We start from the raw sequence: 25,635 nt of genomic DNA, 5'->3' as shown, positions 1-25,635 counted from the left end.
CCACTAAATAAGTTGGGCACAATGTAAGGTGGTGCGCGAAGCACCGCTGTCGGGATGTCGGGCCGTGCGCGAAGCAGTTCGAGATCGCGGATCGGCCCACGCCAAACCCGCGACGCCTTGCACGGTCGCATGTGACCGCGGCCTCAGCCCGCCGCCGCCTGACGCGCCGGCATGATGATTTCCACCAGCGTGCCATCCTCCGCCGGAGTCGACAGCTGAAGGCGGCCGCCATTCGCCTCCACCAGGGCGCGGGGCAGGGCCAGACCCTCCTCGACATCCCGGCCCCGGTCGGCGGCGGACCGCGCGGCGGCCCCCGTGTCGCGAACCCGGAGCGCGACGCCGGCCCGCTCGGCCGCACCGGTCGACACGATGATCTGGCCGCCGACTGCCGACCGCCGGATCGCGTTCTCGATCACCAGGGCCGCGGCGCGACTTACGGACGGCTCGTCGGCCTCCAGCTCCGCAAGATCCGACGAAAAGCTCGTGCGCACGACGATGCGGCCGCGGGCCGCCTCGGCCTGGAGCTGCGCCACGCATCCCGCCACGACATCGTTGAGATCGAGGGTGCGCGGCTCGAGGTGCAGGGCGCCAGCCTCCACGGCCGCGAGGTCGAGCAGCTTGCCGACGCGTTCGAGCATCGCATCGCCGGACGCCTTGATCTCGGCGAGGCAGGCCCGGTAGCGCGCGTCGCCCAGGGGGCCGAAGGGCTCCTTCAGCATCGCGTCGGCGAGCGCGATCATGCCGGTCAGCGGTTCGCGGAACGCGCGATCAGCGCGCACCAGAGCGAGACCGGTGCCGTTCGAGGCGTCCCGATCCGAGGCGCCCGTCGGCGTCTGTCCGCGGAGACGGCCCGCCGGCTCGACGATGGCGAACCGGTGGCTATCCCCCTCAGCAGCCTTGACGTCGAGACTCACGGGCGTGCCGGAGAGGGTCACGCGACGCGGTCCCTTGACCACGCCACGTAGGACATCGGCGACGGTCAGCACGCAATCCCGATCGAACTGAGCGACGAAACTGCCACCCACGATCTCTCGTGGCGCGCAGTCGAATAGGCGGGCGGCGGCACGATTCACCGACACGATCCGCCCTGCCTGATCGAGGGTCACCACGCCCGTATCGAGCGCGTCCAGCGCGGCCTCGGCGGCGGTCGCCCGCTCGGCTTGAGCGGTGCGGTCGAGGCGCTCGGCAGCCAGGGCCATGGCGGCATCGGCCTCGTCGAGCGGACGCAGGACCAGGCATGCCGCAGCCGCCCCGGCCCAAAGGCAAGCGCCGCTCAGCATCTCGACCGGCCTGACGTACCCGTCGGCGCCTGTGACGGTGGTCCGTCGCGCCGCCGGATCCGCGTCCGCCTTGCGTGGTGCGCCCGGAAGCACTGCGCTGAGCCCGCGCCCCGACAGAGCCGCGCTGTCGGCGTCGCCGGTCAGCTCCAGAAGCTTGCGATTCGCCCCGAGGATCACGCCGTCCCGATGCACCAGCACCGGAACCGGAAGCCCGGCCAGTAGCTCGGGGAACGCAGCGGCGCGGCCTGCGCCCTCCCGCGATTCCACGGCGCCCGCTTGCGGCCCGGGAAAGGGCATGACGGCGCCGCCTTCCGGCCTCGGCGCGGCTTCCTCCGACGTCGCCTCATCGCCAGCGTAGCGTGCCCCGAGGGCCCGGGCGATCTCGCGGAACGCGGCATGCTCGTCGTTCGAAAGCGCGGTCGCTACGGGTTCCAGCTCACCAGCGGGCGGCGGTTCGGGTTCGCTCGTCACCGCTGCGGGTTCGGGCAGTACGGACGGGGTTGCTGTCGGTGGGAGCGGCGCGTCCGCGACCGGCTGCGCCCCCGGCAAATCGACCGGCGATGCCTCCGGCAGGTCGACCGGCGATGCCTCCGGCAGGTCGACCGGCGGCGCCGTGGGTCCGGACCGGAGCAACCCGAAGCCGGCAAAGCCCGAGCCGCTGGCTTCACCCCGGCCGAGCGGTGCACCCGAGAGTTCGACCCGGCACGGACCGGCGCCGGCATCCAGCACCGCCGGCTCGCCGCGGAAGGTCCGCCGCTCCCGCAGAGCCGCCAAAACCCCGTCGGCGCCCGACATGCGTCCGGCCGCCGCGAGATCCTGCCACCGTTGCCCGACGAGTCCGGCCAGAAGATCCGGGCCCGTGAATTGGATCACCGTGCCCGAAGCGTCGAGCCGCCACAGAAACCGATCGTCCCGGACGACGACAGAGGCCGGCTTCGGCGCCGGCGCGCTCTCGGGTTGGCGCTGACGCGCCCGCGGTCCGACGGGAGCCGTGGGAATTACCAGGATCGCATCCGTGCCATCGTCGCGGTGCCCACGGGCCAGCCAGCAGAGCACCGGGGGCGCGATGCGGCGGGGATCGATGCGCAGCCGCGCGAGCCGGGGCGCATCATCGTTCGGCGCCGTCGACAGGATCTGCCGAAATAATTCCGCGCGACCGGGGCCGGAAAGCGCGTCGGACAGGGCGTGCGCGGCCGGAGAGGCGTGCAGCATCTGCCCGTCGCCCGCATCGACGACGAGATGGATCGGGTTCGGCATGGCCAGGGCCGCCGACAGACTTGGTAGCCGCCGCCAGGCCGCAAAAGCGGTGGTGAGACCGAGCCCACGCTCCGGATTGGCCGATGTCAGTGTCGTCTCCAAAGCCCGCGACCTCGAACCCCAACGCGATCCGACGCTCCTCCCGGTGAGAAACGACGACGACCGACGCACTTTTGTAAACGCTGTGTCGCCGCGGCGCTTAATCTTCGCAACGACCGTCATACGTTTACGTTGTATCAACCTTAACGCCGATGGCGTGGCTGGCATATGGCGGCGAATCGGTTATTGTGCAGCGCACAACAAGCCATCCACAGGCTGACATGAGAGGAGACGACACATGGCCAATCCCCCGAACTATGAAGTTCCCGCCGAGATGCGCGACATGGCCGAGAAGAGCGTCGAGCAGGCGCGCAAGGCCTTCGACAGCTTCATTGGTGCGGCCCGTCGCACGGCCGATACGGTGCAGGGTTCCGCTGAAGTCGCGCGCACCAACGCCCGTGATGTCTCTACGCGCGGCTTCGAATATGCCGAGCAGAACGTCAACGCGGCTTTTGACCTCGCTCAGAAGCTCGTCCGCTCCCGCGACATGCAGGAGGCGATGCAGCATCAGGCCGAGTTCGTGCGCAGCCAGTTCGCCGCTATCCAGGCTCAGGCCAAGGAGTTCAGCGGCCTGGCGCAGAGCGCGATGCAGCAGGGTGCCGAGCGCGCCAAGTCGGCAATGCAGCGGGGCGCCGACGAGGCCCGCAAGGCCATGGAGCAGGGGCAGGATGCTGCCAAGCAGACGGCTCAGAACGTGCAGGATGCCGCCGAGCGCGCCAACCACTAACATCGCCTGAGTGTGATGCTGCTGCGGCCCGCTGCCGGTTTCCGGCGGCGGGCCGTCTCGTTTTCGCCGGTATTGCCGTCGAGATCCGCCCGGCGGACGGGTCGGTCCGCATCGAGCGAAGGATTCAAGGATGCGCCCCGCTGTCTCCGGCCGCACGCGCCTGCGTGACACACTCCGTCTGACGATCGCCGCGCTGGCCCTCGCCGCCGCGCTGCCCGGGACCGCGGCCCGTGCGCAATACGTCGACGAGCCGGCCTACGGTGCGCCGCCGTCCGGCTACGAAGGCGAGTACCGCCCGGTGCCACGCCGGCGGGAACGGGCCCCTGTGGGCTTCAACTGCGATGCCGTCCAACAGGGCATCACCGGGCCGAAGCCGTTCTCCTGCCCGCTTCCGGGTCCGCGGCCCCTCGGCGTGCGTTGCTTCTGCGATCTCCCGATCGCGTCGTTCAGCCCGGCACAGACGGCCGTGGGCCGCGTCGTTCCGTAGAAACGATTTGGCCGCGTCGCCTGATTCAAGCAACGCGGCCAAATTATCGACAAAAGGCCCGGCCGGAGCTGGACCGTCTAGTTCAGTTCAGCACGACGACCTTGGCGCCAACCTTGACCCGCTCGTACAGGTCCGTGACGTCATCGTTGGTCATGCGGATGCAGCCCGAAGACACGGCCTGACCGATCGTATCCGGCTCGTTCGAGCCGTGAATACGGAACTCGGTGCGGCCGATATACATGGCGCGGGCGCCGAGCGGGTTCTCGATGCCGCCGGCCATGTAGCGGGGTAGGTCGGGGCGGCGGGCGATCATGGCCGCCGGGGGCGTCCACGAGGGCCACTCGCGCTTGGCCGTGATGGTGTTGGTGCCGCTCCAGCTGAAGCCCGGACGGCCGACACCAACGCCGTAGCGGAGCGCCTGACCGTTGCCCATGACGTAGTAGAGCCGGCGCTCGGCGGTGGAGACCACGATCGTGCCGGGGGCGTAGGGCGCGTCGAATGCCACGACCTCGCGGGGGATCGGCTGGACCTGAGCCTGTGGCGCGGCCTGCACGCCCTGGCCATACCCCGGGGCGTAAGTCCCCTGGTAACCGTACTGACCCTGATCCTGGTAATACGAGTCGGCGTCCTCGGTCCCAAAGGGATCGTAGGACGAAGCGGCGAAGGCCGGCGTTGCGGCAAGAACAGTCGCGCCCAGCAGCGCGGCGAGTGCGGTGACCGTGGTCTTCATGAGTGGCCTACCTGTGCAATAACCTTTGCCATTACAAGCGTGAGCATAGGCAGACAGTTCCACACAACCGCCACGATTTCGGTGGGCGGCGGAATACGCAGGCCCGCTCGCCCGTGCTGGTCCGCTCAGACGACCTCGTCGGTGTGCACGTCGAAGCGGGCGAGATGGGCATAGCCGAAGTTGGTCGAGATCGCGCAGTCGGTCGCATCTCGCCCACGGGCCATGACGATGCGGCCGATGCGGGGGCGGTTGTGGCGGGCGTCGAACGTGTACCAGCGCGGGCCCGCCGGACCGTCGAGATAGGCCTCGAACCAGGCAGAGAAGTCCATCGGCGCGGGGTCGATGGGCACGCCGATGTCGCCGAGATAGCCGGTGGCGTAGCGGGCCGGGATGTTCATGCACCGGCACAGGGCGATGGCCAGATGGGCGAAGTCGCGGCAGACGCCTTCGCGCTGCATGAAGCCGTCATGGGCAGTACGGGTGGCATCGGCGCGCTGGTAGTCGAATCGCAGGCGCTCGTGGGTGTAATCGACAATCGCCTGGACGCGGGCCCAGCCCTCAGGCGTAGAGCCGAACAGCGACCACGCCGTCTGGGATAGCTTGTCGGTGTCGCAGTAGCGCGAGCCGAGCAGGAACATCAGCACGGCGTCCGGCAAATCCTGCACCGGGATCTGCCGCGCCTCGCGCTCGATAATATCCGGCTCGCCGCTGTCGGCGACCATGAAATCCGCCGAGACCGTCAGTTGGCCCGCCGGCGCGACGACGCGGTGGCAGATGTTGTCGTAGGTGTCCCTGAACTCGTGCACCGGGAGTGGCGGATCGAAGGTGATCACGTGCGGCGTAAGCACGTCGGGCATCCGCGACGGGTGGACGCTTACCATCAGGATCATCGGGGTCGGCTGGGTCATCGTGAAGGCGATATCGAAACCCGTCTTGATCTTCATCGCGGCCACCTTGCTGTATCGCTCTCCGCGCGGGGTCGCCACGCATGTTCGTTCCGGATCCGGGATCAACGCGCCGGGCTGGGGGCGGACCCTTGATGCAGTATCTGGTCTGTCGTGATTGGAGTTGCCGCAGTCCCGGTCAGTTCCACGACGTCGACCTCGACACGCATACCCAGATCGTCACTGGCCAGGCCGAAGAAGGAGCCGTGCAGCGGCACCGCCTGCGCGGGATCCCGGGTCACTGCTACGCGAATCAGGTCGCGGTTTCCGACGATCCCGTTGGTCGGGTCGAACTCGACCCAGCCGGCACCCGGAAGATAGACTTGCAGCCACGCATGGGTTGAGCCGCCCCCGACATGGCGCGCGCGGTCATTGCGGGGATTGTAGAGGTATCCGGACACGAACCGGGCTGCCATCCCGAGCGCGCGCACCGCTTCCATCATCAGCACGGCGAAGTCCCGGCACGAGCCACGTCGGCCGCGCAGGGTCGTGAGCGGGTCCTGCACGCCCTTTTCGCTACGGGCGAGATAAGTGAAGTTTGCCCGGACGCCGCGGGTCATGGCGGCCAACAACTCCTGCGTGGGAATGCGCCCGTTTGCCGGCAGGAAGCTGCGTGCCCAGGCATCCACCTCATGCTTCGGGTCGGGCCATTGCCGTTCGATGGAGCGGGCAAGGTCCGGCATGTCCTCGGCCCCGTACCCGAACGGGAAATGGGTCGCGTGCGGGGCCAGCGGGAAGACCGGCGCATGCTCAGGCGTGTGCTCGAGGGTGATGCCGCAGGCGAAGGTGAGCGTTTCCGCGCGTATGTCGAAGGTGGCCACCGCCACGCAGTTGCCGAACACGTCGAACAGCCAGCGCAGCGTTGCCGGTTCCGGTGCGATATCGAGGGTCGCCTCGATCAAACGCTGATCGTAGCTGTCGCGTGGCCGGAACATGATCCGGTGCTCGCCGAACGAGACCGGGCGCCTGTACCGATAAGTCGTTCGGTGTTGGACGGATAGGATCGGCAAAGCGGCTCTCTTCCGGCGCGCGCCGTTGCGAACTCCATCAACGCGCGAACGTGTCATGCAAGGGCCGGGCCCCGCAGGTTCGCGGGGCGGGCTCGTTCGACGGGAGCCGCACCGCGGCCGGCCAACGACCGCGGGCCGCAGCGTCAGACAACAGGAGGCGCAGGCTCGGCAGCCGCGCGCTCCGCCTCGACCAGCACGTCGAGCGGACGCCACGGCTTGGAAATGAACACGGCCTCCTGCGGGAGGTCGGGACGGGGCAAGTCGTGGCCGGAGGTCACCACCAGCCGCGCCCGGGGCCAGAGGGTCGCCACAGCCCGCGCAAGTTGCAAACCGTCCATCTGGCCGGCCAGCCGGATATCGGCGAAGACCAGGGCCACCTCTCCGCCGCGCGCCAGCAGTACCAACAGTGCGGCCTCAGCACTGTCGCAGCCGATCACGTCGAGCTCGGTCTCCTCGAGCAGCGTCTCGGCCAGCGCACGGATCTGGGGATCGTCTTCGACGACAAGCGCAAGCCGCGCATGCACGGCAGCCGTCGCGACGGCGCCCGCCTCCGGTCGCGCGGGCTCTTCGGTCTCGGTCTGACGGACGCGGCGAACCAGGGCGGCGAGGTGCTCGGGCAAGCCCTCCGACACGAGGTCGTCGTAGAACGACGCGAGGGTCCGGCCTATCTGATCGAGCGGAATACCCGGTGTGAGCGTATCGGTGAGCGGCAGGGGTGCGCTCGTCTGGTGCTTCCTCAAGGACTCCCCCCGAAGTCTTCACGCGCAGGACGAAAGCGCGGCGCGCAAGGAGGAAAGTCGGCAATCCGCCGGTGGTTGCGCGCCGATGTGGAATCTGGCGCTGGCTCGCCGACCCGTTACTGGGTGGCGGTCTCCGCATCCGCGTACGCCATGACACCCGAGACGGCGCGCACGTTCTGGTAACGCGAACCGCGGCTGCTCATCATCGTCTCGAACTTCTCGTGGACCTGGGCCACCGAGAGGCTCAACGGCTTGCGGTGCCGGCCCCGGCCGATGAAGCGGCCGGCCGCGAAGAAGATCGAGCGGTTGGCCCTGGCCGGACCGGGGAGGAGCGCGGCCGCTGCGGCGGCGGGCTTGTTGACCACGTTGGCCAGGAACTCCTCGGCGTCGTCCGGACCGAGGAAGTGGGCGAGATAGACTTCACCGAGGGTCAGTTCGCGCCCGATGCGGAGCGCGATGCGGGCCGCGTCGCGCTTGAGCATCTCGCCGGCCATCAGCGCCGAGAGGTAGGGGTCGCGGCGGAGTTCGAGCACCCGGGCCCGTTCGGCCGGATCGCTGATAACGGGCCGGTCGTTGCCGTCGGCCGTGATCAGCGCGGCCTCCTTCGCCATCCCGTACTTGGTGCCGAAGTCGCGGACCACGCCGAGCCACGTGCGCTCGATGAATTGGTAGAGGCCGGTCGCCGAGGAGGTCTTGGCCTGGACCGCGGTGACGAAGCTCGATTCCTTGTCGGCCACCGCCATGAGCAGGACCGGATCGGTCTGGACCGCCTGGGCGGCGCGCACGATCGTCTGCACGAGGTGGCGCCGGATCTTCATCGGGCCGAATTCGAGAATGTCGTTCGGGTCGCCCGCCGCGCTCTCGGAGAGCAGGAAGTCGTAGGAGACACGATCGACCGTGTTGGAGCCGATCTCGGTGTCGAGGTCATGCACGGCGGCGAAGCTCGAAGAGGCCCGCAGCGGCGTCCGCTCCAACTCGTCCTCCAGCGCAACCGTGTGGATGCGCGGGCGGGGCATCGGGATCTCGGTGGCGGCTTCCGCGACCGACATGGCCGGTGACAGGCCCACCTTGCCGAGGTCGACACCCGACCCGATCAGGGCGGCGCTGAGACCGCCGGCGATCAGCGTCACGGTCATCAGCGACCGGACCAGGGCGGGAGCGCTGCCATGGGCGCGGCCGAGCATCGGCTGCGCGGCGATCACGTCGGCACGGCGCGTGCCGAAATGCCCGGCGCCAGACTTGCCTGTGATGGCCTTCGACGTTCCGACCGTGCGGCCCTGCATCGTTGATCCGATTCCCCGCGCCGTTGACGGCGCCACGGGTTCATCATCGCTTGACAGATGTGGCAACAACACGGCCGCGCTTGTGGCGGAGCTGGGGCTAATCGCGGTGTTTTCGCGGCCGATACCTGTAAGCCACAGGTTCAGACCACATTTCCGGGCGCCGGTGCGGGGAAGGCGCAATTTTTGTCGAGCGATGCCACGCCGGAAGCGGCGAATCGCCAGGGAGCAGGGAACGGCAAGCACTTAGGCCGGGCACCGATTGCAACACGGTCCGGAACGGCTCTAAGAGGGCGCCATGCGGATGCCGCTCGAAGGTGAGCGGTGCCCGGTCCCGTGTTCCTGCCAGAGCTAGCCTTGATGAGCGGCGTCAACGAGATCCGGTCGACCTTCCTCGACTACTTCGCCAAGGCGGGGCACGAGGTCGTGCCCTCTTCGAGCCTCGTGCCGAAGAACGATCCGACGCTGATGTTCACCAATGCCGGCATGGTGCAGTTCAAGAACGTCTTCACCGGGATGGAGAAGCGCGCCTACGACCGAGCCACGACGGCGCAGAAATGCGTGCGCGCCGGCGGCAAGCACAACGACCTCGACAATGTCGGCTACACCGCGCGCCACCATACGTTCTTCGAGATGCTCGGCAACTTCTCGTTCGGCGACTACTTCAAGGACCGCGCGATCGAGCTCGCCTGGACGCTGATCACCAAGGAGTTCGGCCTCAAGCCGGACAATCTTCTGGTCACGGTCTATGCCGACGACGACGAGGCCGCCGGCCTGTGGAAGAAGATCGCGGGCCTGTCCGACGACAAGATCATCCGCATCGGCACCTCCGACAATTTCTGGCAGATGGGCGATACCGGCCCCTGCGGACCGTGCTCGGAGATCTTCATCGATCAGGGCCCTGCGCTGCAGGGTGGGCCGCCCGGTTCTCCGGACGAGGATGGCGACCGGTTCCTGGAGTTCTGGAACCTCGTGTTCATGCAGTACGAGCAGGTGGAGCCGGGCTCACGCAACCCGCTGCCGCGGCCGTCGATCGATACCGGCATGGGCCTCGAGCGCATGGCGGCGATCCTCCAGGGCGTGCACTCGAACTACGACACCGACCTGTTCCGGGCGCTGATCGATGCGGTGGCCCACGCGGTCTCGCGGGCGCCCGAGCCCGCGACGATGGCCTCCTATCGGGTGATCGCCGACCATCTGCGGGCCGCCTCGTTCCTCGTGGCCGACGGCGTGCTGCCGGGCAACGAGGGCCGGGGTTACGTGCTGCGCCGGATCATGCGCCGGGCCATGCGCCACGCCGAGATCCTGGGCGCCCGTGAGCCGACAATGTTCCGCCTCGTGCCGACCCTGATGCGCGAGATGGGCCAGGCCTACCCGGAGCTGATGCGGGCCGAGAGCCTGATCGCCGAGACGCTGAAGCTGGAAGAGACCCGGTTCCGACGGACCCTGGAGCGGGGCCTGTCGATTCTCGACGCCGAGAGCCGCGAGCTCAAGGATGGCGACAAGCTCTCCGGCGAGACCGCCTTCACCCTGTACGACACCTACGGCTTCCCCCTCGACCTGACGCAGGACGCGCTGAAGGCTCGGGGCATCGGCGTCGATACCGAGGCATTCACGGCGGCGATGCAGCGCCAGAAGCAGGCGGCGCGCGAGGCCTGGAAGGGTTCGGGCGAGGCGGCGACCGAGACTGTCTGGTTCGGGCTGCGCGACCGTCTCGGCGCGACGGAGTTCCTGGGCTACGAGACCGAGAGCGCAGAGGGCATCGTAACCGCGCTGCTGCGCGACGGCGGCGAGGTACAGGGCCTCGAAGCGGGCCAGACCGGCCTCGTCCTCGTCAACCAGACGCCGTTCTACGGAGAATCGGGCGGTCAGGTGGGCGATACTGGTGTGATCCTGGCGCAGGGCGTGCGGGCGCGGGTCACCGACACCCAGAAGATGCTCGGCGACCTGTTCGTCCACCACGTCACCGTGGAGGAGGGGCGCTTGAGCCTAGACCAGCCGGTGGAGCTCAAGGTCGATCACGCCCGCCGCCGCGCGATCCGGGCCAACCACTCCGCGACCCACCTCCTGCACGAGGCGCTTCGACAGGTGCTGGGCGACCATGTCGCCCAGAAGGGCTCGCTGGTGAGCCACGAACGCCTGCGCTTCGACATCAGCCATCCGAAGCCGATCGAGGCCGACGAACTGGTCCGGGTCGAGGATATCGCCAACGCGGTGCTTCTGCAGAACGCGCCGATTGTCACGAAACTCATGGCGGTGGACGACGCCATCGCGTCGGGCGCGCGGGCGCTGTTCGGCGAGAAATACAGCGACGAGGTCCGGGTCGTCTCGATGGGCCATCCGGTCGATGCGCAAGCCGGCCAGGGGCGGCCGAAGAGCTTTTCCGTCGAACTCTGTGGCGGCACCCATGCGGGGCGCACCGGCGATATCGGTGCGATCACCATCGTGGCGGAGAGCGCGGTCGGGGCGGGCGTGCGCCGGATCGAGGCGCTGACCGCCGATGCGGCCCGGCATCATCGCGCCGCGGAGGCACGCACGCTGGCGGCGCTCGCGGGCATCCTCAAGGCGCCGTCCTCCGAGGCACCCGATCGGCTGACGGCTCTGATGGACGAGCGGCGGCGCCTGGAACGTGAATTGGCCGAGACCCGGCGCAAGCTCGCCATGGGCGGCGAGGGCGGCCCAGGGTCGGGCGCGCAACAGACCGAGATCGGTGGCGTGGCGTTCCGCCGGTCGGTGGTCGAGGGTCTCGACATGCGCGACCTCAAGCCGATCGTCGACGAGGAGAAGAAGCGCCTGGGATCCGGCATCGTGGCGGTGGTCGGCGTCGGGCCGGACGGCAAGGCCGGCTTGGTGGTCGGTGTGACCGACGACCTGACGGAGCGCTATGACGCGGTCGGGCTGGTCCGGGCCGGCGCCGGGGCGCTCGGCGGCAAGGGCGGCGGCGGACGGCGTGACATGGCGCAGGCTGGCGGCCCCAACGGGGCCGGCGCGGAAGCCGCTCTCGACGCTGTCGAGCAAGCCCTCACTGCGGCGGCCTGAACGAACAAGGCCGCACCGTTTCCGGTGCGGCCTGTCCTATCTGGAGCGTCGCGCTCTCGGCGAGGGCTTACTTGCCGCCTCCGCCAGCGCCGCCCTGCGGCGCGACCCGCGACGGCTGGTTCGCGTTGCCGGCGGCGGCCGAGTCAGTTGAGATCGTGTCGGCCGGCTGGCCGGTCGGAGAGTACGTGATCGACGGGTCGTTGCCGGTCGTGCTGGACTGCGTGCTGACCACACCGGGAGCGCCAGGCGGTACCCCGACCCGGGCGCCATTCGGTGTCTCCACGACTTGGGCGGCGGCCGGCGCGATGGCGGCCAGCGTCAGCACGGTGATGAGAAGTGCCCGGGTCATAAGAAATCCTACCGTTGTCCGACCCGGGCAACTTCGTTAGCGCACAATCGATCCTGCGTTGTTGCGACGCGGTAGAGGGCGGACAGCGGGTTAGTTGATCCGCGTCCAGCTTTGGCGCTTGCAGAAAACGCTCATGACGCAGCCCGAAACCTCGAGCGTGTTGGGGCTGGTTAGGCGCAGGGACCCCGAATAGGTCTTTCCGTCATTCGGGTTGTAGAGCGAACCCGAAAAGCCCGAACCATCCTTCTGGGGGGCGTCGAGGATCTGTACGCCGACGACGCTGCGGGTGCGCAACGCAGGGTCCGGATTCTTGGCGTCCAGCGCCTTGCCGGGGGCGCTGACGATCGTTCCGCAATAGCCGTTGCCGCAGGGTGCGACGCGGATGCGCGAACTGCCGGTCTCTGTCAGCCAAAGTCCCGCCGGATCGGCCGCCCTTGCCGGACCCGACAGGGAGCCGATCCCGACCGCCACCAAAGCTGCAAGGCCAAGCCTCGAACGCATGCCCGTTCCTCCCGCTTTTCTCGTTCGGCTCGACTCGGAGCCTGCTTGATCGTGGCTCACGGCTTGTATCATCGGGCTGGCAGCCTAGCCCGCTCGAGAAGCGTCCGCCCAACGGCACAGCGGGCGGTCCGCCGTGGACGGCTCTGTCGCGCAGTCCGCTTCCTGGGGCAGAGCGCCCTGAGCCATCGCCGGCTGATGCGCCCGAATGGCTACCGAAGCCTTAGCGCGTCGCGGTCGGTAGGGCGGATCCGAGATAGGTCTCGACGACTTCGCAGAAGGGCTGCCCGGCTCCGGTCGAGAGCACCGCATCGACTTCGAACAACGGATCCTCCGGTTCTGTGCCCGGTGGGCGGGCTCGAACTTCGACGGTCCGGCGGACCGGGGCGAGCGGACGTACGACCCGACCGAACGGCGTGCGGGTCCCGTCCAGCACGGCGTTCATCTCAGGCGTCAGCCGCGCCGGCACGTACCAATTGTCCGCCTCGGACATCACGTGCTCGCCGCAGACGAGGCGCACCCGCCGATAGCGCACCGGCTCATCCGGGCCGATCGCCAACCGGGCGCGCTGCGCAGCGGTCAGCGGCTTGTCCGGGCCCGGCAGACGTAAAGCCACGAGATGTGGATCGGCGGCGAGCCGATGCTCGGCGCACCAGCCTTCAAGGGCGAGCGTCGCGCTGTCTGAGCCGAGGATTCGGTCGCGCAAAGCCGCAACGAGGGCTTCGGAGTTGGCAGGCTTGCTGATGACGATCGGGGCCTCAGCGAGGGCTCGGCCCGGAATGGTCATCGCCAGCGTGGCCACCAGGGCAACCGAGACGACGATCGGATGCCTTTGGGATCGCCCGGCCGGCAACGGCATCTCCACACGCAGATTCCTCATCGACGCACCGCCTTCGACGTGCCGTTAACGCCGCAGCCGCTCCGGAGTCCATCCCGGGGGCACTGCCAGTGTCGATGCGTCCGCGCGGGAACCGCTACCGCCGCGCCGCCGGCGGGAGGTCTGTGCAGAGGCCAAGGGCAGCCTCTGCGGCGAGGCCGACCGTCTCACCGAGGGTCGGATGCGGATGGATCGTCCGGCCGATATCGATGGCGTCCGCCCCCATCTCGATGGCCAGCGCGATCTCGCCGATCAGGTCGCCCGCGCTTGGTCCCACGACGGCGCCGCCCACGACACGCTTGGTTCCCGACTCGAACAGCAGTTTGGTCAGGCCATAATCTGCGCCGTTGGCGATGGCTCGACCCGAGGCGGCCCACGGAAAGCGCGACACCTCCACGGCCCGGCCAGCCGCCCGCGCTGCCGTTTCGGTGACACCGACCCAGGCGATTTCCGGATCGGTATACGCCACGGACGGGATCACGGCGGCGTCGAACCCCGCCCGGTGTCCGGCGGCGACTTCGGCAGCCACGTGGCCCTGGTGAACGGCTTTGTGGGCCAGCATCGGCTGCCCCACGAGATCGCCGATGGCGAGGATGTTGGGCACGTTCGTTCGCAACTGCGCGTCGACCGGCACGAACCCGTTTTCCACGGAGACGCCGGCAGCCTCCAGACCGAGCTCCGCGCCGTTCGGCCGGCGCCCGGCCGCCTGGAGCACGAGGTCGTAGGTCGTGGCCTGCGCCTCGCCCGCCAGCGTGACGGCGATGCCCTCCGGGCCGGCGGTAGCGGAAATCACCTCGGCTCCGGTCAGCAGACTGTCGAAGCGGTGCGCGTTGCGCTTGGTCCAGATCGCCACGAGGTCGCGATCGACGCCTTCCAGCAGGTTCGGTAGCCGTTCAACGACGTCGACCCGGGCGCCGAGCGCGCTGTAGACGGTGGCCATCTCCAAACCGATGATGCCGCCGCCGATCACCAGCAACCGGCGGGGCACGAACGGCAGCTCCAGGGCACCGGTGGAGTTCACGATGCGCGGATCCTGCGGCAGCATCGGCAACGCCACCGGTGAGGAGCCGGCCGCCACGATGGCGCTGGCGAAGGCGACGCTGCGTTCGCCGCCCTCTTGTGTGGCGACCGTAACCGTCTTGGGTCCGGTGAATCGCGCGGTCCCGCGGATGACGCTGACCTTGCGCTGGCGCGCCATCTGGGTGAGCCCGTCGGTGAGACGGCGCACGGTCCCGGCCTTGAAGCTCCGCAGCTTGTCCAGATCGATCGCCGGAGCGCCGAAGCTGATGCCGTGGGCGGCGAGGCGCTGTGCCTCCTCGGTCACGGACGCAACGTGCAGCAGCGCCTTCGACGGGATGCAGCCGACGTTCAGGCACACGCCGCCCAGCGTCGCGTCGCGTTCCACGAGGATGACCCGCTGCCCGAGATCGGCGGCCCTGAAGGCCCCCGAATACCCGCCTGGGCCGCCACCGATCACCAGCACGTCGCAATCCGCATCCGGGTTCTGGGTGGGAACCGGCACGGGGGAGGGTGCCTCGGCATTTTGGTCGGCGATGGCAATGCGCGCGATCAGCGTCCCGGCCGAGACCCTGTCGCCGAGGCCGACCAGCATCTCCGTCAGCCGTCCCGCCGCCGGGGACGGAATGTCCAGGGTCGCCTTGTCGGATTCGACCACCAGCAACGTCTGATCGCGGGTGACCGCCTGTCCCGGCATTACCGGAATCTCGATGACCGGCACGTCGGCATAGTCCCCCAGATCGGGGACGCGGATCTCGTGGAACGCGGGCATGGCGGAGACCGTCACAGGAGGGCGCGGCGCAGGTCCGACAGGACCGCGGCCACGTGTCCGAGGAAGCGGGCGGCGGCTACGCCGTCCACCACGCGGTGGTCCCAGGACAGGCTCAGCGGCAGGATCAGGCGCGGCTGGAAGGCTTTGCCGTCCCAGACCGCCTCCATGCGCGAGCGCGCCGCGCCGAGGATCGCGACCTCGGGGGCGTTGATGATCGGCGTGAAGCCGTCGCCGCCGATGCCGCCGAGCGACGAGATCGAGAAGCAGCCGCCCTGCATGTCCGCGCCCGCAAGTGTCCCGGCCCTGGCCTTGTCGGCCAGCGCAGACATTTCAGTGGCGATCTCGATGATCCCCTTCCGGTCGCATTCGCGCACCACCGGCACCATCAGGCCCTTCGGTGTGTCGACCGCGAAGCCGACATGGACATAGTCCTTGAGGACGAGGTCGCCGCCTTCGAGCGACGTGTTGAAGCGTGGGTAGGCTCGGAGCGCGGAGGCCGCAGCCTTGATCAGGAAGGTCACCATGGTGACCTTCGCGGGCGGCGTGCGCGGCTCCTTGTTGAGTCCTATGCGGAACGACTCGATCTCCGTCACGTCGGCCCGGTCGAAGTTAGTGACATGCGGGATCGTCAGCCAGTTGCGGCTGAGATTGGCGCCCGAGAGCGTCTGGATCCGCGACAGGGGTTCGCGCCGGACCGGGCCGTACTTGGCGAAATCCAGCGCTGGCCAGGGCGGCAGACCGGCGCCGATCCCGGAGGCCGGCGCGCTCGGCTGCCTGGCCGGCGCGGCGAGGGCGGCCTTGACGAAGGTGTGGATGTCCTCGCGCAGGATCCGTCCCTTTGGGCCGGTGGCGGGCACGTGCTCCAGGGCCACGCCGAGTTCACGAGCGAGCTGGCGCACCGACGGACTGGCATGCACATCGCCGGACGATGCCGGGAGCGGTTCGCGCTGCGCGGTCTCCGACGCGGCGCGACCGACCCCCTCTCCGGTGCGGGAGAGGGCTGGGGTGAGGGTTGCGCCGTTTCCGGAAAGACCTGATCCCTCGCCCTGTCCTTCTGGCGCACGGGGAAGGGGTCGGGCGTCCTGTCCGGGCTCCGTTTGTGCAAGAGCAGCAGATGTTTCTGTTGCCGTTGTGGTCGCGGGCCCAGCCCCCTCCGCGGGCTCGACCATCAGAATCGGCGTCCCCTCCGAGACCTTTGAGCCCACCCCGACCAGCAGCTCGCGCACAACGCCAGCGACCGGGGAGGGGACCTCCATGGTCGCCTTGTCGGATTCGATGCTGAGGATCAGGTCGTCCACCGCGAGGCGGTCGCCGGGCTTCACCAGAAGCTCGATGACCGGCACGTCCCGATAGTCGCCGATATCCGGAAGGGCGATCTGCAGCGCGGCGCTCATGCGGGTAAATTTCCGTAGATCGGGCGTTCGGAGGAGTTGCTGGATGTATGGAGGCCCCTCGGCAGGCCGCCCGGACTCAGATGGTCCAAGGCGCGGGAGCGTCCGCGGTGATGCCGTATCGGCGGATCGCCTCGGCAACCGTGGCGCGCGGCACCTCACCGGCCTCGGCCAGAGCGTGCAGGGCGGCGATCGCCACGTGCTGCCGATCGACCTCGAAGAAGCGGCGGAGTGCGCTGCGGGTGTCGCTGCGGCCGAACCCGTCGGTGCCGAGCGCGACGAAGCGCGCGCCGACATAGGAGGCGATCAACTGCGGGTAGGCCCGGACGTAGTCGCTCGCTGCAACGATCGGCGCCGATCCCGGTAGCAGCGCCGCCACGTGACTGACCGGCGCCTCAGCCTCGGGCTTCAGCATCGCCTGCCGCTCGGCTTCCCGGGCATCGCGCGCCAACTCGCTGAAGCTCGTGACGCTGAACACCTCGGCAGTGACGCCCCAATCCTGCGCCAGCAGGCCGGCCGCCGCGATCACCTCCGGCAGGATCGCCCCTGAGCCGAGGAGGCGCACCGTACCGGCAGCGCTCTCCGGTCCCGACAGGCGGTACATCCCCTTGAGTATGCCGACCTCCGCGCCCTCCGGCATCGAAGGCTGAGCGTAGTTCTCGTTCATGGCGGTTAGGTAGTAGAAGGCGTCCTCGCCCTCTTCCATCATCGCCCGGGCGCCCCGGTCGACGATCACCGCCATCTCGTAGGCAAAGGCCGGATCGTAGGCGCGGCAATTCGGGATCGCCGCCGCCTGCATGTGGCTCGATCCGTCCTGATGCTGCAGGCCCTCGCCGCCGAGCGTTGTGCGGCCCGCCGTGGCGCCGATCAGGAAGCCCCGGGCCCGCTGGTCAGCCGCCGCCCAGATCAGGTCGCCGACCCGCTGGAACCCGAACATCGAGTAGTAGATGTAGAACGGCAGCATCGACAGGCCGTGCACGCTGTAGGCCGTAGCCGCGGCCGTCCAGGACGAGATCGCCCCGGCCTCGGTGATGCCTTCCTCCAGGAGCTGCCCGTCCTTGGCCTCCCGGTAATACAGCATCGAGCCGGCATCCTCCGGCTCGTAGAGCTGCCCTTCAGGAGCGTAGATTCCGACCTGCCGAAACAGGTTGGCCATGCCGAAGGTCCGCGCCTCGTCGGCGACGATCGGGACGACGCGGGGACCGAGATCCTTGTGCTTCAGGAGATTGCCGAACAGGCGCACCACCGCGGTGGTGGTCGACATCTCCTTGCCGGCGGCTTCGAGCGCGAAGCCCGCATAGGTCGAGAGCGGCGGCACCAGCACGGTCGGAGCCGTGCGGCGCCGGGCCGGCAGCACGCCGCCAAGCATCTCGCGGCGCTCGCGCAGATAGCGCATCTCAACGCCATCCTCGGCCGGCTTGTAGAATGCCAGGCCTTCCACCTGCGCGTCGGTGAGCGGCAGGGCGAAGCGGTCGCGGAAGGCGCGCAACGCGTCGACATCGAGCTTCTTGGCTTGGTGGGCGGTCATACGCGACTCGCCCGCGCCGCCCATGCCGTAGCCCTTCTTGGTCTTGGCAAGGATCACGGTCGGCCGGCCTTTTGTGGCCTTGGCGGCCGCGAAGGCCGCGTGCAGCTTGCGGAAATCGTGGCCGCCGCGCTTCAGCCGATCGACATCTGCGTCCGACATGTGGGCGACCAGCTCGCGCACCTCGGGGTCCTCGCCGAAGAAGTGGGCGAGGTTGTAGGCGCCGTCCTTGGCGCCCAGCGTCTGGTACTTGCCGTCAACCGTCTCGGCGAAACGGCGCAGCAGGGCGTGGTTGGTGTCACGGGAGAAGATCCCGTCCCATTCCGAGCCCCACAGCACCTTGATGACGTTCCAGCCCGCGCCCCGGAACAGGCTCTCCAGCTCCTGGATGATCTGGCCGTTGCCACGCACCGGCCCGTCGAGCCGCTGCAGGTTGCAGTTGATGACGAAGGTCAGGTTGTCGAGTTTTTCGCGGGCGGCGAGCGCGAGGCCGCCGATCGATTCCGGCTCGTCCATCTCGCCGTCGCCGAACACGCCCCAGACGTGCCGGTCAGATGTATCGACCAGCCCGCGATGGTCGAGATAGCGCATGAACCGGGCCTGATAGACCGCGTGGATTGGGCCGATCCCCATCGAGCCGGTCGGAACCTGCCAGAAATCCGGCATCAGCCAAGGATGCGGGTAAGAGCACAGGCCGTCGCCGGCGATCTCCTGGCGGTAGTGCTTGAGTTGATTTTCGGAGAGCCGCCCTTCAAGGAACGCCCGCGCGTAGACGCCGGGCGCCGAATGCGGCTGGAAGTAGACGAGATCGCCGTCCGCGCCGCCCTTGAAGAAGTGGTTGAACCCGACCTCGAACAGCTCCGCCGCCGAGGCGTAGCTCGCCACGTGCCCGCCGAGCTCGCCGTACGCCATGTTGGCGCGCACCACCATGGCGAGCGCGTTCCAGCGCATGATCGAGGTGAGCCGCTCCTCGATATCGAGGTCGCCCGGGTAGCGCGGCTGCTTCTCCAGCGGAATCGAGTTGCGATAGGGCGAGTAGGGCAGGGCCTCGTCGAGGATCCCGATCTCCTTCGAGCGCCGCTCCAGCCGGTCGAGGATGAACCGCGCCCTCGCCGCGCCCTCCATGCGGAACAGCGAGTCCAGCGCCGCCAACCAGTCCTGCGTTTCCGCCGGGTCGTGATCGATTTCGGCAGACCGCACGATCGTGGCTTTCGGCGGTATGGCGTTCATCGGCGCGGCCTCCCTTGATGCGCCGGATCATAGTGGCGTTGGGACGGCTGGACATGCCCAAGATCAAGCTATGCTATCGCGTCTCCGGTTCATTTGCCCCAAACACACGCCAAGATCGGATAATTCAACCGTATCGATCCCCCCGATGGAAGCGACAGAACGCTTCGCGTATCCGCCCTTGAGCGGCATGATGTACCGGCATTGATTACGAAAGCGAATGAATGGCCCCTCGCCCTGTCGCCCTTGATCCCGCCTCGCTGCGCATCCTCGAACGCCTGCAGCAGGACAGCGAGATCAGTATCGCAGATCTCGCCGAGAAGGTCGGGCTTTCGACCTCGCCGTGCTGGCGGCGTGTCAACGACCTGAAGGAGGCCGGCGTGATCCGCGGCTGTGTCGCGGTGGTCGATCCGCTGAGCCTGGGACTCGCGGTCAACGTCTTCGTGCATGTCTCGCTGGAGAAGCAGACCCAGGCGGCACTTCAAGCCTTCGACGAGGCGGTGCGCAACCGTCCGGAGGTCATGGAGTGCTACCTGATGAGCGGCGAGGCCGACTACATGCTGCGGGTGGTGGTCGAGGATCTGGGCCAGTACCAGAAGCTTGTGCTCGACCATCTGACCCGGATTCCCGGGGTGGCCAACATCCGCTCAAGCTTCGCGCTGGGTCAGGTGAAATACAAGACGGCGCTGCCGCTTGGGCATTTGACCCGATGAGCAGACTGCCCTGAATGGGGAGGATATTGGTTCTTGTCGAATTTGAGAGGATCGAAGCACGAAGGGCCGATCCGGCCACGACGTGCGAGAGGAGGATGGTGGAGCCTAACGGGATCGAACCGATGACCTCTTCCATGCCATGGAAGCGCTCTCCCAGCTGAGCTAAGGCCCCACTCTCATCCACCGCGGTTTGGGTTCCGCGGGGGTCTCGCCGTCCGGCTAACGTCCGGCGAGGCCGGTTCTATAGGCGGCTCGCGCCGCAGACTCAACCCCTTTTTTTCGCCTTCATCGGGGGATTTTTCGAGAGGGAGGCGGGGACCGCCTCAACTCTCTTCGTCGTTCTCGATATCGCCGTCGATCAGGTCGGAGACGTCGTCGTCGCCGGCATCCTCTTCCTCAAGGAAGGTATCGTCCTCTGCCGCATCCGCGTCCTCGGTCGTCTCGTCGTCGGGCGTGGGATCCGCCTCGTCCTCGGCCGCCTCAACTTCGTCCAGAGAGACCAGCTCCGGCCCCTTCTCGTCCGTCTCGTCCTCTTCGTCGTTGGTGTTCGACGCCCGCGCCAGCGCCGGAGGCGCCGCGCGGCTCGATGTGGCGACCGCCTGGTAAACTGCGCCGCATTTCGGGCAGGTGGCGGGATCACGGGCGAGGTCGTAGAACTTCGCGCCGCAGCTCATGCACTGGCGCTTTAAGCCAAGTTCCGGTCGGGCCACGGGGGGACACCTCGTCGTCTACTACTGTCTCGGGGAAGCGGCCCCGTTAGTCGCGGGCGCTGCCTCTGTCAATCGAACCCGGCACACCGCGTCCCGGGCGTCGCGCCCCTGCGGCGGTGCGAGGGATCGCGTGGATGACGTACGCTGGTGCGCGTGTTAACCGCACCGCGATTTCACGGTCCGATTGCAGCGGCGCGGCGATGCTGCGCGACGTCCCGGATCCTGGCCCACCTTCGAGCCCGAACGGACCTTCCGTGTCGCACGATTCGCCTCCCGAGCCCCTGACCGCAACACCAGGCACGCCCCTGCGGGGACGGCTGCGTCCGCCCGGCGATAAGTCGATCTCTCACCGGGCGATGATCCTCGGCCTCCTCAGCGAGGGTGAGACCCGGGTCGAAGGCCTTCTCGAAGGCGACGACGTGCTGCGCACCGCGGCAGCCGCCAAGGCCCTGGGCGCCGGTGTGGAGCGCCTCGACGCCGGGCGCTGGCGGGTGCGGGGCGTGGGCATCGGCGGCCTCGGCGACCCGGCGGACGTTCTGGATTTCGGCAATGCCGGCACGGGCTCCCGGCTGATGATGGGCGTGGTCGGCGGCCAGCCTGTCACCGCAACCTTCGATGGTGACGCCTCCCTCCGGTCCCGGCCGATGCGCCGCATCCTCGATCCGCTCACGCGGATGGGCACGCAGGTCCTGGCCGAGGCTGAGGGCGGGCGCGTGCCCCTGACCCTGCGCGGGCCGAAGGAGGCGATCCCGATCACCTACGAGACGCCGGCAGCTTCGGCGCAGATCAAGTCGGCGGTGCTGCTCGCCGGCCTCAACGCGCCCGGGACCACGACGGTGATCGAGGCGGCGGCGACCCGCGACCATACCGAGCGCATGCTGCGCCTGTTCGGCGCCGCGGTCGAAGTCGCGCCGCACGGGCTGGGGGGCCACGGCCGCCGTATCGCGCTGACCGGCCAGCCGACTCTGCGCGGGACCGATGTGGTGGTTCCGGCCGATCCATCCTCGGCGGCGTTTCCGCTGGTGGCCGCGCTGATCGTGCCGGGGTCCGACGTGCTGATCGAGGGCGTGATGATGAACCCGCTGCGGACCGGGCTGATCACGACCCTGCTCGAGATGGGGGCCGAGATCGAGCGCGTCGCCGAGCGGGACGAGGGTGGCGAGACCGTGGCGGACCTGCGCGTGCGCGCGAGCCGCCTGAAGGGCGTCGACGTCCCGGCCGAGCGCGCGCCCGCGATGATCGACGAGTACCCGGTGCTGGCGGTCGCGGCGAGCTTCGCTGAAGGCCGGACCCGGATGAACGGCCTGCATGAGCTGCGGGTCAAGGAATCCGACCGCCTCGCCGCCGTGGCGGCCGGGCTTGCCGCCAACGGCGTCCGCTACGCGGTGGAGGGTGACGATTTGGTGGTCGAGGGCGACGGGGCGGCGGCCCGCGGGGGCGGCACGGTGGCGACCCATCTCGACCATCGCATCGCCATGGCGTTCCTAGTGATGGGTCTGGCCACACGGGACCCGGTGACGGTGGATGACGGGGCGATGATCGCCACGAGCTTCCCGACCTTCCTGCCGACCATACGGGCCCTTGGCGGCCGGATCGGAGCATGATGCCGATGCCGCTCGTCATCGCGATCGACGGTCCGGCCGCCTCGGGCAAGGGCACGCTGGCCAAGCGCCTGGCCGACCATTACGACCTGCCGCATCTCGATACCGGCCTGCTCTATCGTGCCGTCGCGCTGGCCCTGCTCGATGCCGGCCTTTCGCTCGACGACCGCGCGGCCGCGGCCCGGGCCGCCGAAGCCCTCGATCCCGAAAAGCTCGACGATCCGCGTCTGCGCGACCGGGCCATGGGTGAGGCGGCCTCGCGGATCTCCGCGGTGCCGGAGGTTCGCACCGGTTTGCTCCTGTGGCAGCGACGCTTCGCTGCCGATCCGCAGGGCGCGGTGCTCGACGGGCGTGACATCGGCACGGTGGTCTGCCCCGAGGCCGGGGTGAAGCTGTTCATCACGGCGTCCTCGGAGGAGCGCGCGCGCCGCCGCCATCGCGAACTGGCCGGTCGCGGCGAGACCGTAGCCTTCGCGGCCATCCTGGCCGACATCGAAGCCCGCGACGCGCGTGACTCCTCGCGGGCTGCGGCGCCGCTGCGCATGGCCGACGATGCGGTCCGGCTCGACACGACCGAACTCGACGCCGATGCCGCCTTCGACGAGGCGCGGGCGATCGTGGAGCGCGCACGGACCCGGGCCGGCTGAGCGTTCTTCCCTTTCCCCGTGTTGACCCCCCGGTTCAGCTCACCTATTGCGGACGCGCCGTCCCCGGCGACCCGCCCCAAGGCGCTCCCGGGACGCGAGCGCGTAGCTCAGCTGGTAGAGCAACGGACTTTTAATCTGTAGGTCTTGGGTTCGAACCCCAACGCGCTCACCAATTTACCAGCAAAAACAGCAAGTTGTATGACCTGGCCAATTCGATGCTACCCAGCGACGCGCTTGAGTTGCACGAGGCTGGCACTTCGGTTCTCGTCAGCACCAAACTGGGACAACTCGGGCCCAACGTCGGTGACGGCCGCCTAACCCGCCCAGTTCATGATGCCCCTGGGCTGCGTTGCGTATCGGCCCACCGCTGGTGAGATCGGACGCTCCCCCGTCCCGTGAGCAGATCGGGGTGGGGCCGAGCGGGCCGCTGTAGCTGGCCCGACGATTGCGAGTGGCCACGCTCCTCCCAAGGATTCCTCCCCCCGCCGGCTCCGCCGCGCGGGGTCTTTTCGTTAACCCGTGGCCTGCATTTTGTGATGGGATCCGGCCCATGTATCCCCTCACGGTCCGGATCTCGAGAAGCCCGCCCGGCTTGCCCTGGCGGGCTTCTCCGCGCCGCGCCTACTCTGCCTTCTTCCAGTCCATGCCGATCTCGCGGATGATTTCGGCAACCGCGGAACTTCAGGCCGTTCCAAGCGAAGCAGCCTCGGCTTCCGCTGCCCGCACCAATCTCGCAACCTCTATGCTTGTCACGACACCGGTGCTGATCAGCAACGTCCCGAGATGCTTGATCAAAAGCGCGGCCGCATTGGCGTTCTCCTGTGCACCTTTCGTGGTGTGGATCGACATCGGCTCCCCGTAGCATCCGCATTCGGGCAGCAAACGAGGGCCGATTACGCCACGACAATCTCCGACGGTGAACGAATTTTCAGCTGCGCCGTTAAGCAGCCATGTCGGAGCCGGAAGAACCCAACGCGATCGAAAGCGATGCGCTGTGTCGCAGGATCTCGCTCGCGATCGCAATTGACGAGCAGGTGATCGAAGTGCTGGCGGTCGCCGCGACCGTTCTGCGCGATGCGGATGATCCCGGTGCGGCTGATGTTGAAGGTGCAATCCGAACACACCGTGTCGGCATCATCAAGCAGCGAGCGATACTGGGTGCCGCGGGAATTGAGATTTGAGCGCTCAGCCCCGCATCTACGTCGTCCGAAGCAGCCGTTCACATGGCGGCAACGTGACTTATAAATGCCCTACGGCCGAGTGGGCGCTGCAGAAGCTGCGCGACGCTGCCGCGAAGGGTTACAGCGACATCACTGTTCTCGACCCGGATGGTCGACAGATTTCGGAAGCCGACCTGATTGGCCGCGTACAGGGTGCGGGCACTGCTTGGAGCAAGAAACTGCTTCCAGCTGGTTCTTAGAGCATCGGCCGGCCGGTCTGCGCAGAGAAACAAAGCACCCCCGGATGGGCCCACCCTCGCGGCGGGCCTTCTCGGCGCCAGCGCGCCGAAAACAGCCTCATCGTACGACCGCTGTTGCGAGTCGTTCGCTTGGGCGTGAGCCGGGCCTTCGCCGGAGCGACCCCTAACCCCGATCAGGCTGACGCTGGAGGCTGGCCGTCGCCTTCACGATTGCCAGCACGCCGGCCCGGGCGGTACTGTCCGTGATGCTCGCGAAGGCCATCACAAGCTCCATCGCCTGCGGATCCTCCAAGAAGGTCGCCGAACCGGCCTCAGTCTCGTTCGATCCCGGCTGACGTGCGAAGAAGGTCTCGACCGGGACTTTCAGGAGGTCGGCGATCGCCTGGAGCCGCCCGGCGCCGATGCGATTGCGCCCCTTCTCGTACTTCTGCACTTGCTGGAAGCTGACGCCGAGGGCGTTTCCGAGAGCGGTCTGGCTCAAGCCCTGTGCGGCTCGCAGCACGGCGATCCGGCTGCCGATGGTGCGATCGGCGTCTGTCGCCAACTTGGGTGCCGTGTGAGTGATCGAACGTGCAGACATGCGAACGTGGCTTTCGAGTAGATCGGTAGGGACGGCCGCGTTTCGGCCGCCTACCAAACAAAATAATGCGCGATTGAGTTGCGCACAAATATGCAATCCAGGCGTGCGTCAACTAGCTGGTTCACTCGCAGCCCGTGAAAGTTTGGGACGTGCGCAGTCTGCATCTTCAACTCAGGCTTGAGTTTTACGGCGTTGTCCGGGGAGCGGGGCGGTAGCCTGCGGCGCCGGAACGCGGCCGAGCCTGCCTGTGATCTTCGGGGATGTTGGGGGAAACCCCGATGTTAGCCGACACAGGTTGTTGCGCCAGCCAAGTCATTAATCCGGCGCGACTTTCCGCAGTCCATGATGTGTGCATGTTCAGACACGCGAGCCAGTCATGCACTTCGAAATCCGTTCGACCGGGCGCCACCTGTGGACCTGGGTCCTGCTCGACGCCACGCAGCTGACGGTCCTGGAGTCGGACCGGGCCTTCCCGTCGGAAACGCAGGCTTCGGCGGCGGCTCTGGCCTTCGCCAAGCTCGTCACCCGCGCTGGCCGTACGCTGACATCCAGCCCGGTCGGCGGGCTGATCTGAGCCAGCCTTCAACCCACGCACTGGCGCCGCGCCGTCCCTCGCCGCCCTGCAGGCTTTCGGCGAAGTCGTCAGGGATCTGGCCTCATTGACGCTACGGCGACCCTTCAACCACTCGATCGATAGTGGTGAAGGTTTTGGCCC

23 protein-coding genes and 2 tRNA genes are annotated in these 25,635 nt (G+C 68.2%); 9 read left to right on the top strand and 16 right to left on the bottom strand.

Annotation, left to right across the window (positions count from 1 at the left end; genetic code table 11):
• Positions 1 to 143 precede the first annotated feature (143 nt).
• Entirely contained in the window at positions 144 to 2,639 is a 2,496-nt protein-coding gene (locus OXS27_RS24670) for a PAS domain-containing protein (RefSeq protein ID WP_267359424.1), read from the bottom strand.
• A 235-nt stretch (positions 2,640 to 2,874) separates the two neighbouring features.
• On the opposite strand from OXS27_RS24670, the gene OXS27_RS24665 reads away from it, so the two are divergent.
• Positions 2,875 to 3,363, top strand: a complete 489-nt coding sequence (locus tag OXS27_RS24665; RefSeq protein WP_267359422.1) for a phasin — start codon at positions 2,875 to 2,877, stop codon at positions 3,361 to 3,363.
• A gap of 130 nt (positions 3,364 to 3,493) precedes the next feature.
• Positions 3,494 to 3,850: a hypothetical protein gene (locus OXS27_RS24660; protein WP_267359420.1), complete on the top strand. Its 357-nt coding sequence runs from the start codon at positions 3,494 to 3,496 to the stop codon at positions 3,848 to 3,850.
• Positions 3,851 to 3,932: 82 nt separating this feature from the next.
• On the opposite strand, the gene OXS27_RS24655 is transcribed toward OXS27_RS24660, so the two are convergent.
• The 5 genes from OXS27_RS24655 to OXS27_RS24635 form a co-directional block, all read right to left on the bottom strand.
• Positions 3,933 to 4,580, bottom strand: coding sequence for a L,D-transpeptidase (locus OXS27_RS24655; RefSeq protein ID WP_267359418.1), 648 nt, complete (start codon positions 4,578 to 4,580; stop codon positions 3,933 to 3,935).
• Between the two features lie 125 nt (positions 4,581 to 4,705).
• Positions 4,706 to 5,524: a transglutaminase family protein gene (locus tag OXS27_RS24650; protein WP_267359416.1), complete on the bottom strand. Its 819-nt coding sequence runs from the start codon at positions 5,522 to 5,524 to the stop codon at positions 4,706 to 4,708.
• Between the two features lie 65 nt (positions 5,525 to 5,589).
• A complete protein-coding gene (locus OXS27_RS24645) occupies positions 5,590 to 6,534 on the bottom strand; it encodes a transglutaminase family protein (RefSeq protein WP_243925640.1) in 945 nt (314 codons plus the stop codon).
• Between the two features lie 143 nt (positions 6,535 to 6,677).
• Positions 6,678 to 7,274, bottom strand: coding sequence for a response regulator (locus OXS27_RS24640; RefSeq protein WP_267359413.1), 597 nt, complete (start codon positions 7,272 to 7,274; stop codon positions 6,678 to 6,680).
• Between the two features lie 116 nt (positions 7,275 to 7,390).
• Complete coding sequence (locus OXS27_RS24635) at positions 7,391 to 8,557, bottom strand: transglycosylase SLT domain-containing protein (RefSeq protein ID WP_267359411.1); 1,167 nt, start codon at positions 8,555 to 8,557, stop codon at positions 7,391 to 7,393.
• Between the two features lie 357 nt (positions 8,558 to 8,914).
• Between OXS27_RS24635 and alaS the strand changes: the two genes are divergently transcribed.
• Entirely contained in the window at positions 8,915 to 11,593 is a 2,679-nt protein-coding gene (alaS, locus tag OXS27_RS24630) for an alanine--tRNA ligase (protein ID WP_267359409.1), read from the top strand.
• 67 nt (positions 11,594 to 11,660) lie between these two features.
• Here alaS and OXS27_RS24625 read toward each other — a convergent pair whose 3' ends face one another.
• From OXS27_RS24625 to mdeB, 6 genes are all read right to left on the bottom strand, one after another.
• Positions 11,661 to 11,942 (bottom strand): hypothetical protein, encoded by a 282-nt coding sequence (locus OXS27_RS24625; RefSeq protein WP_243925644.1) that lies wholly within the window; start codon positions 11,940 to 11,942, stop codon positions 11,661 to 11,663.
• Between the two features lie 90 nt (positions 11,943 to 12,032).
• Positions 12,033 to 12,443, bottom strand: a complete 411-nt coding sequence (locus tag OXS27_RS24620) for a DUF2147 domain-containing protein (protein WP_267359406.1) — start codon at positions 12,441 to 12,443, stop codon at positions 12,033 to 12,035.
• 220 nt (positions 12,444 to 12,663) lie between these two features.
• Positions 12,664 to 13,227, bottom strand: coding sequence for a hypothetical protein (locus tag OXS27_RS24615; RefSeq protein ID WP_267359451.1), 564 nt, complete (start codon positions 13,225 to 13,227; stop codon positions 12,664 to 12,666).
• Positions 13,228 to 13,414: 187 nt separating this feature from the next.
• Entirely contained in the window at positions 13,415 to 15,106 is a 1,692-nt protein-coding gene (lpdA, locus tag OXS27_RS24610) for a dihydrolipoyl dehydrogenase (RefSeq protein WP_267359404.1), read from the bottom strand.
• Between the two features lie 11 nt (positions 15,107 to 15,117).
• The gene (locus tag OXS27_RS24605; protein ID WP_267359402.1) at positions 15,118 to 16,500 is read right to left on the bottom strand and encodes a 2-oxo acid dehydrogenase subunit E2; all 1,383 of its coding nucleotides are present in this window, start codon (positions 16,498 to 16,500) and stop codon (positions 15,118 to 15,120) included.
• 76 nt (positions 16,501 to 16,576) lie between these two features.
• A complete protein-coding gene (gene mdeB, locus OXS27_RS24600) occupies positions 16,577 to 19,252 on the bottom strand; it encodes an alpha-ketoglutarate dehydrogenase (protein ID WP_267359400.1) in 2,676 nt (891 codons plus the stop codon).
• Positions 19,253 to 19,473: 221 nt separating this feature from the next.
• On the opposite strand from mdeB, the gene OXS27_RS24595 reads away from it, so the two are divergent.
• Complete coding sequence (locus tag OXS27_RS24595; protein WP_267359398.1) at positions 19,474 to 19,962, top strand: Lrp/AsnC family transcriptional regulator; 489 nt, start codon at positions 19,474 to 19,476, stop codon at positions 19,960 to 19,962.
• Between the two features lie 96 nt (positions 19,963 to 20,058).
• Here the strand turns inward: OXS27_RS24595 and OXS27_RS24590 are convergent.
• Both OXS27_RS24590 and OXS27_RS24585 read right to left on the bottom strand, forming a co-directional pair.
• Positions 20,059 to 20,134, bottom strand: a tRNA-Ala gene (locus tag OXS27_RS24590).
• 151 nt (positions 20,135 to 20,285) lie between these two features.
• Positions 20,286 to 20,672 (bottom strand): TIGR02300 family protein, encoded by a 387-nt coding sequence (locus tag OXS27_RS24585; protein ID WP_243925650.1) that lies wholly within the window; start codon positions 20,670 to 20,672, stop codon positions 20,286 to 20,288.
• Positions 20,673 to 20,926: 254 nt separating this feature from the next.
• Between OXS27_RS24585 and aroA the strand changes: the two genes are divergently transcribed.
• The 3 genes from aroA (at position 20,927) to OXS27_RS24570 (ending at position 23,092) form a co-directional block, all read left to right on the top strand.
• Positions 20,927 to 22,276 carry a 3-phosphoshikimate 1-carboxyvinyltransferase gene (gene aroA, locus OXS27_RS24580; protein WP_267359396.1) on the top strand — a complete coding sequence of 450 codons (1,350 nt, stop codon included), beginning with the start codon at positions 20,927 to 20,929 and terminating at the stop codon, positions 22,274 to 22,276.
• A gap of 5 nt (positions 22,277 to 22,281) precedes the next feature.
• Entirely contained in the window at positions 22,282 to 22,920 is a 639-nt protein-coding gene (gene cmk / locus OXS27_RS24575; RefSeq protein ID WP_267359394.1) for a (d)CMP kinase, read from the top strand.
• 96 nt (positions 22,921 to 23,016) lie between these two features.
• Positions 23,017 to 23,092 (top strand) — tRNA-Lys (locus OXS27_RS24570).
• 509 nt (positions 23,093 to 23,601) lie between these two features.
• Here OXS27_RS24570 and OXS27_RS24565 read toward each other — a convergent pair.
• Positions 23,602 to 23,769, bottom strand: coding sequence for a hypothetical protein (locus OXS27_RS24565; RefSeq protein ID WP_267359392.1), 168 nt, complete (start codon positions 23,767 to 23,769; stop codon positions 23,602 to 23,604).
• Between the two features lie 101 nt (positions 23,770 to 23,870).
• Between OXS27_RS24565 and OXS27_RS24560 the strand changes: the two genes are divergently transcribed.
• Positions 23,871 to 24,101, top strand: a complete 231-nt coding sequence (locus OXS27_RS24560; RefSeq protein ID WP_267359390.1) for a hypothetical protein — start codon at positions 23,871 to 23,873, stop codon at positions 24,099 to 24,101.
• A gap of 402 nt (positions 24,102 to 24,503) precedes the next feature.
• On the opposite strand, the gene OXS27_RS24555 is transcribed toward OXS27_RS24560, so the two are convergent.
• Positions 24,504 to 24,884, bottom strand: a complete 381-nt coding sequence (locus tag OXS27_RS24555; RefSeq protein WP_346733015.1) for a helix-turn-helix transcriptional regulator — start codon at positions 24,882 to 24,884, stop codon at positions 24,504 to 24,506.
• A 412-nt stretch (positions 24,885 to 25,296) separates the two neighbouring features.
• Here OXS27_RS24555 and OXS27_RS24550 point away from each other — a divergent pair, with 412 nt between their 5' ends.
• A complete protein-coding gene (locus OXS27_RS24550; RefSeq protein ID WP_243925656.1) occupies positions 25,297 to 25,494 on the top strand; it encodes a hypothetical protein in 198 nt (65 codons plus the stop codon).
• Positions 25,495 to 25,635 lie beyond the last annotated feature (141 nt).

It is taken from the genome of Methylobacterium sp. GC_Met_3 (genome assembly GCF_026540775.1).
Classification (GTDB): Bacteria; Pseudomonadota; Alphaproteobacteria; order Rhizobiales; family Beijerinckiaceae; genus Methylobacterium.
The sequence above is the reverse complement of the archived record's forward strand: the minus strand, read 5'-3'. Positions and strand labels throughout refer to the sequence as shown.

Coding starts and splice junctions, on each gene's coding strand:
- OXS27_RS24665 (WP_267359422.1), top strand. CDS start 2,875: ATGGCCAATCCCCCGAACTATGAAGTTCCCGCCGAGATGCGCGACATG.
- OXS27_RS24660 (WP_267359420.1), top strand. CDS start 3,494: ATGCGCCCCGCTGTCTCCGGCCGCACGCGCCTGCGTGACACACTCCGT.
- OXS27_RS24655 (WP_267359418.1), bottom strand. CDS start 4,580: ATGAAGACCACGGTCACCGCACTCGCCGCGCTGCTGGGCGCGACTGTT.
- OXS27_RS24650 (WP_267359416.1), bottom strand. CDS start 5,524: ATGAAGATCAAGACGGGTTTCGATATCGCCTTCACGATGACCCAGCCG.
- OXS27_RS24635 (WP_267359411.1), bottom strand. CDS start 8,557: ATGCAGGGCCGCACGGTCGGAACGTCGAAGGCCATCACAGGCAAGTCT.
- alaS (WP_267359409.1), top strand. CDS start 8,915: ATGAGCGGCGTCAACGAGATCCGGTCGACCTTCCTCGACTACTTCGCC.
- OXS27_RS24625 (WP_243925644.1), bottom strand. CDS start 11,942: ATGACCCGGGCACTTCTCATCACCGTGCTGACGCTGGCCGCCATCGCG.
- OXS27_RS24620 (WP_267359406.1), bottom strand. CDS start 12,443: ATGCGTTCGAGGCTTGGCCTTGCAGCTTTGGTGGCGGTCGGGATCGGC.
- OXS27_RS24615 (WP_267359451.1), bottom strand. CDS start 13,227: ATGACCATTCCGGGCCGAGCCCTCGCTGAGGCCCCGATCGTCATCAGC.
- lpdA (WP_267359404.1), bottom strand. CDS start 15,106: ATGCCCGCGTTCCACGAGATCCGCGTCCCCGATCTGGGGGACTATGCC.
- OXS27_RS24605 (WP_267359402.1), bottom strand. CDS start 16,500: ATGAGCGCCGCGCTGCAGATCGCCCTTCCGGATATCGGCGACTATCGG.
- mdeB (WP_267359400.1), bottom strand. CDS start 19,252: ATGAACGCCATACCGCCGAAAGCCACGATCGTGCGGTCTGCCGAAATC.
- OXS27_RS24595 (WP_267359398.1), top strand. CDS start 19,474: ATGGCCCCTCGCCCTGTCGCCCTTGATCCCGCCTCGCTGCGCATCCTC.
- cmk (WP_267359394.1), top strand. CDS start 22,282: ATGCCGCTCGTCATCGCGATCGACGGTCCGGCCGCCTCGGGCAAGGGC.
- OXS27_RS24565 (WP_267359392.1), bottom strand. CDS start 23,769: ATGTCGATCCACACCACGAAAGGTGCACAGGAGAACGCCAATGCGGCC.
- OXS27_RS24560 (WP_267359390.1), top strand. CDS start 23,871: ATGTCGGAGCCGGAAGAACCCAACGCGATCGAAAGCGATGCGCTGTGT.
- OXS27_RS24550 (WP_243925656.1), top strand. CDS start 25,297: ATGCACTTCGAAATCCGTTCGACCGGGCGCCACCTGTGGACCTGGGTC.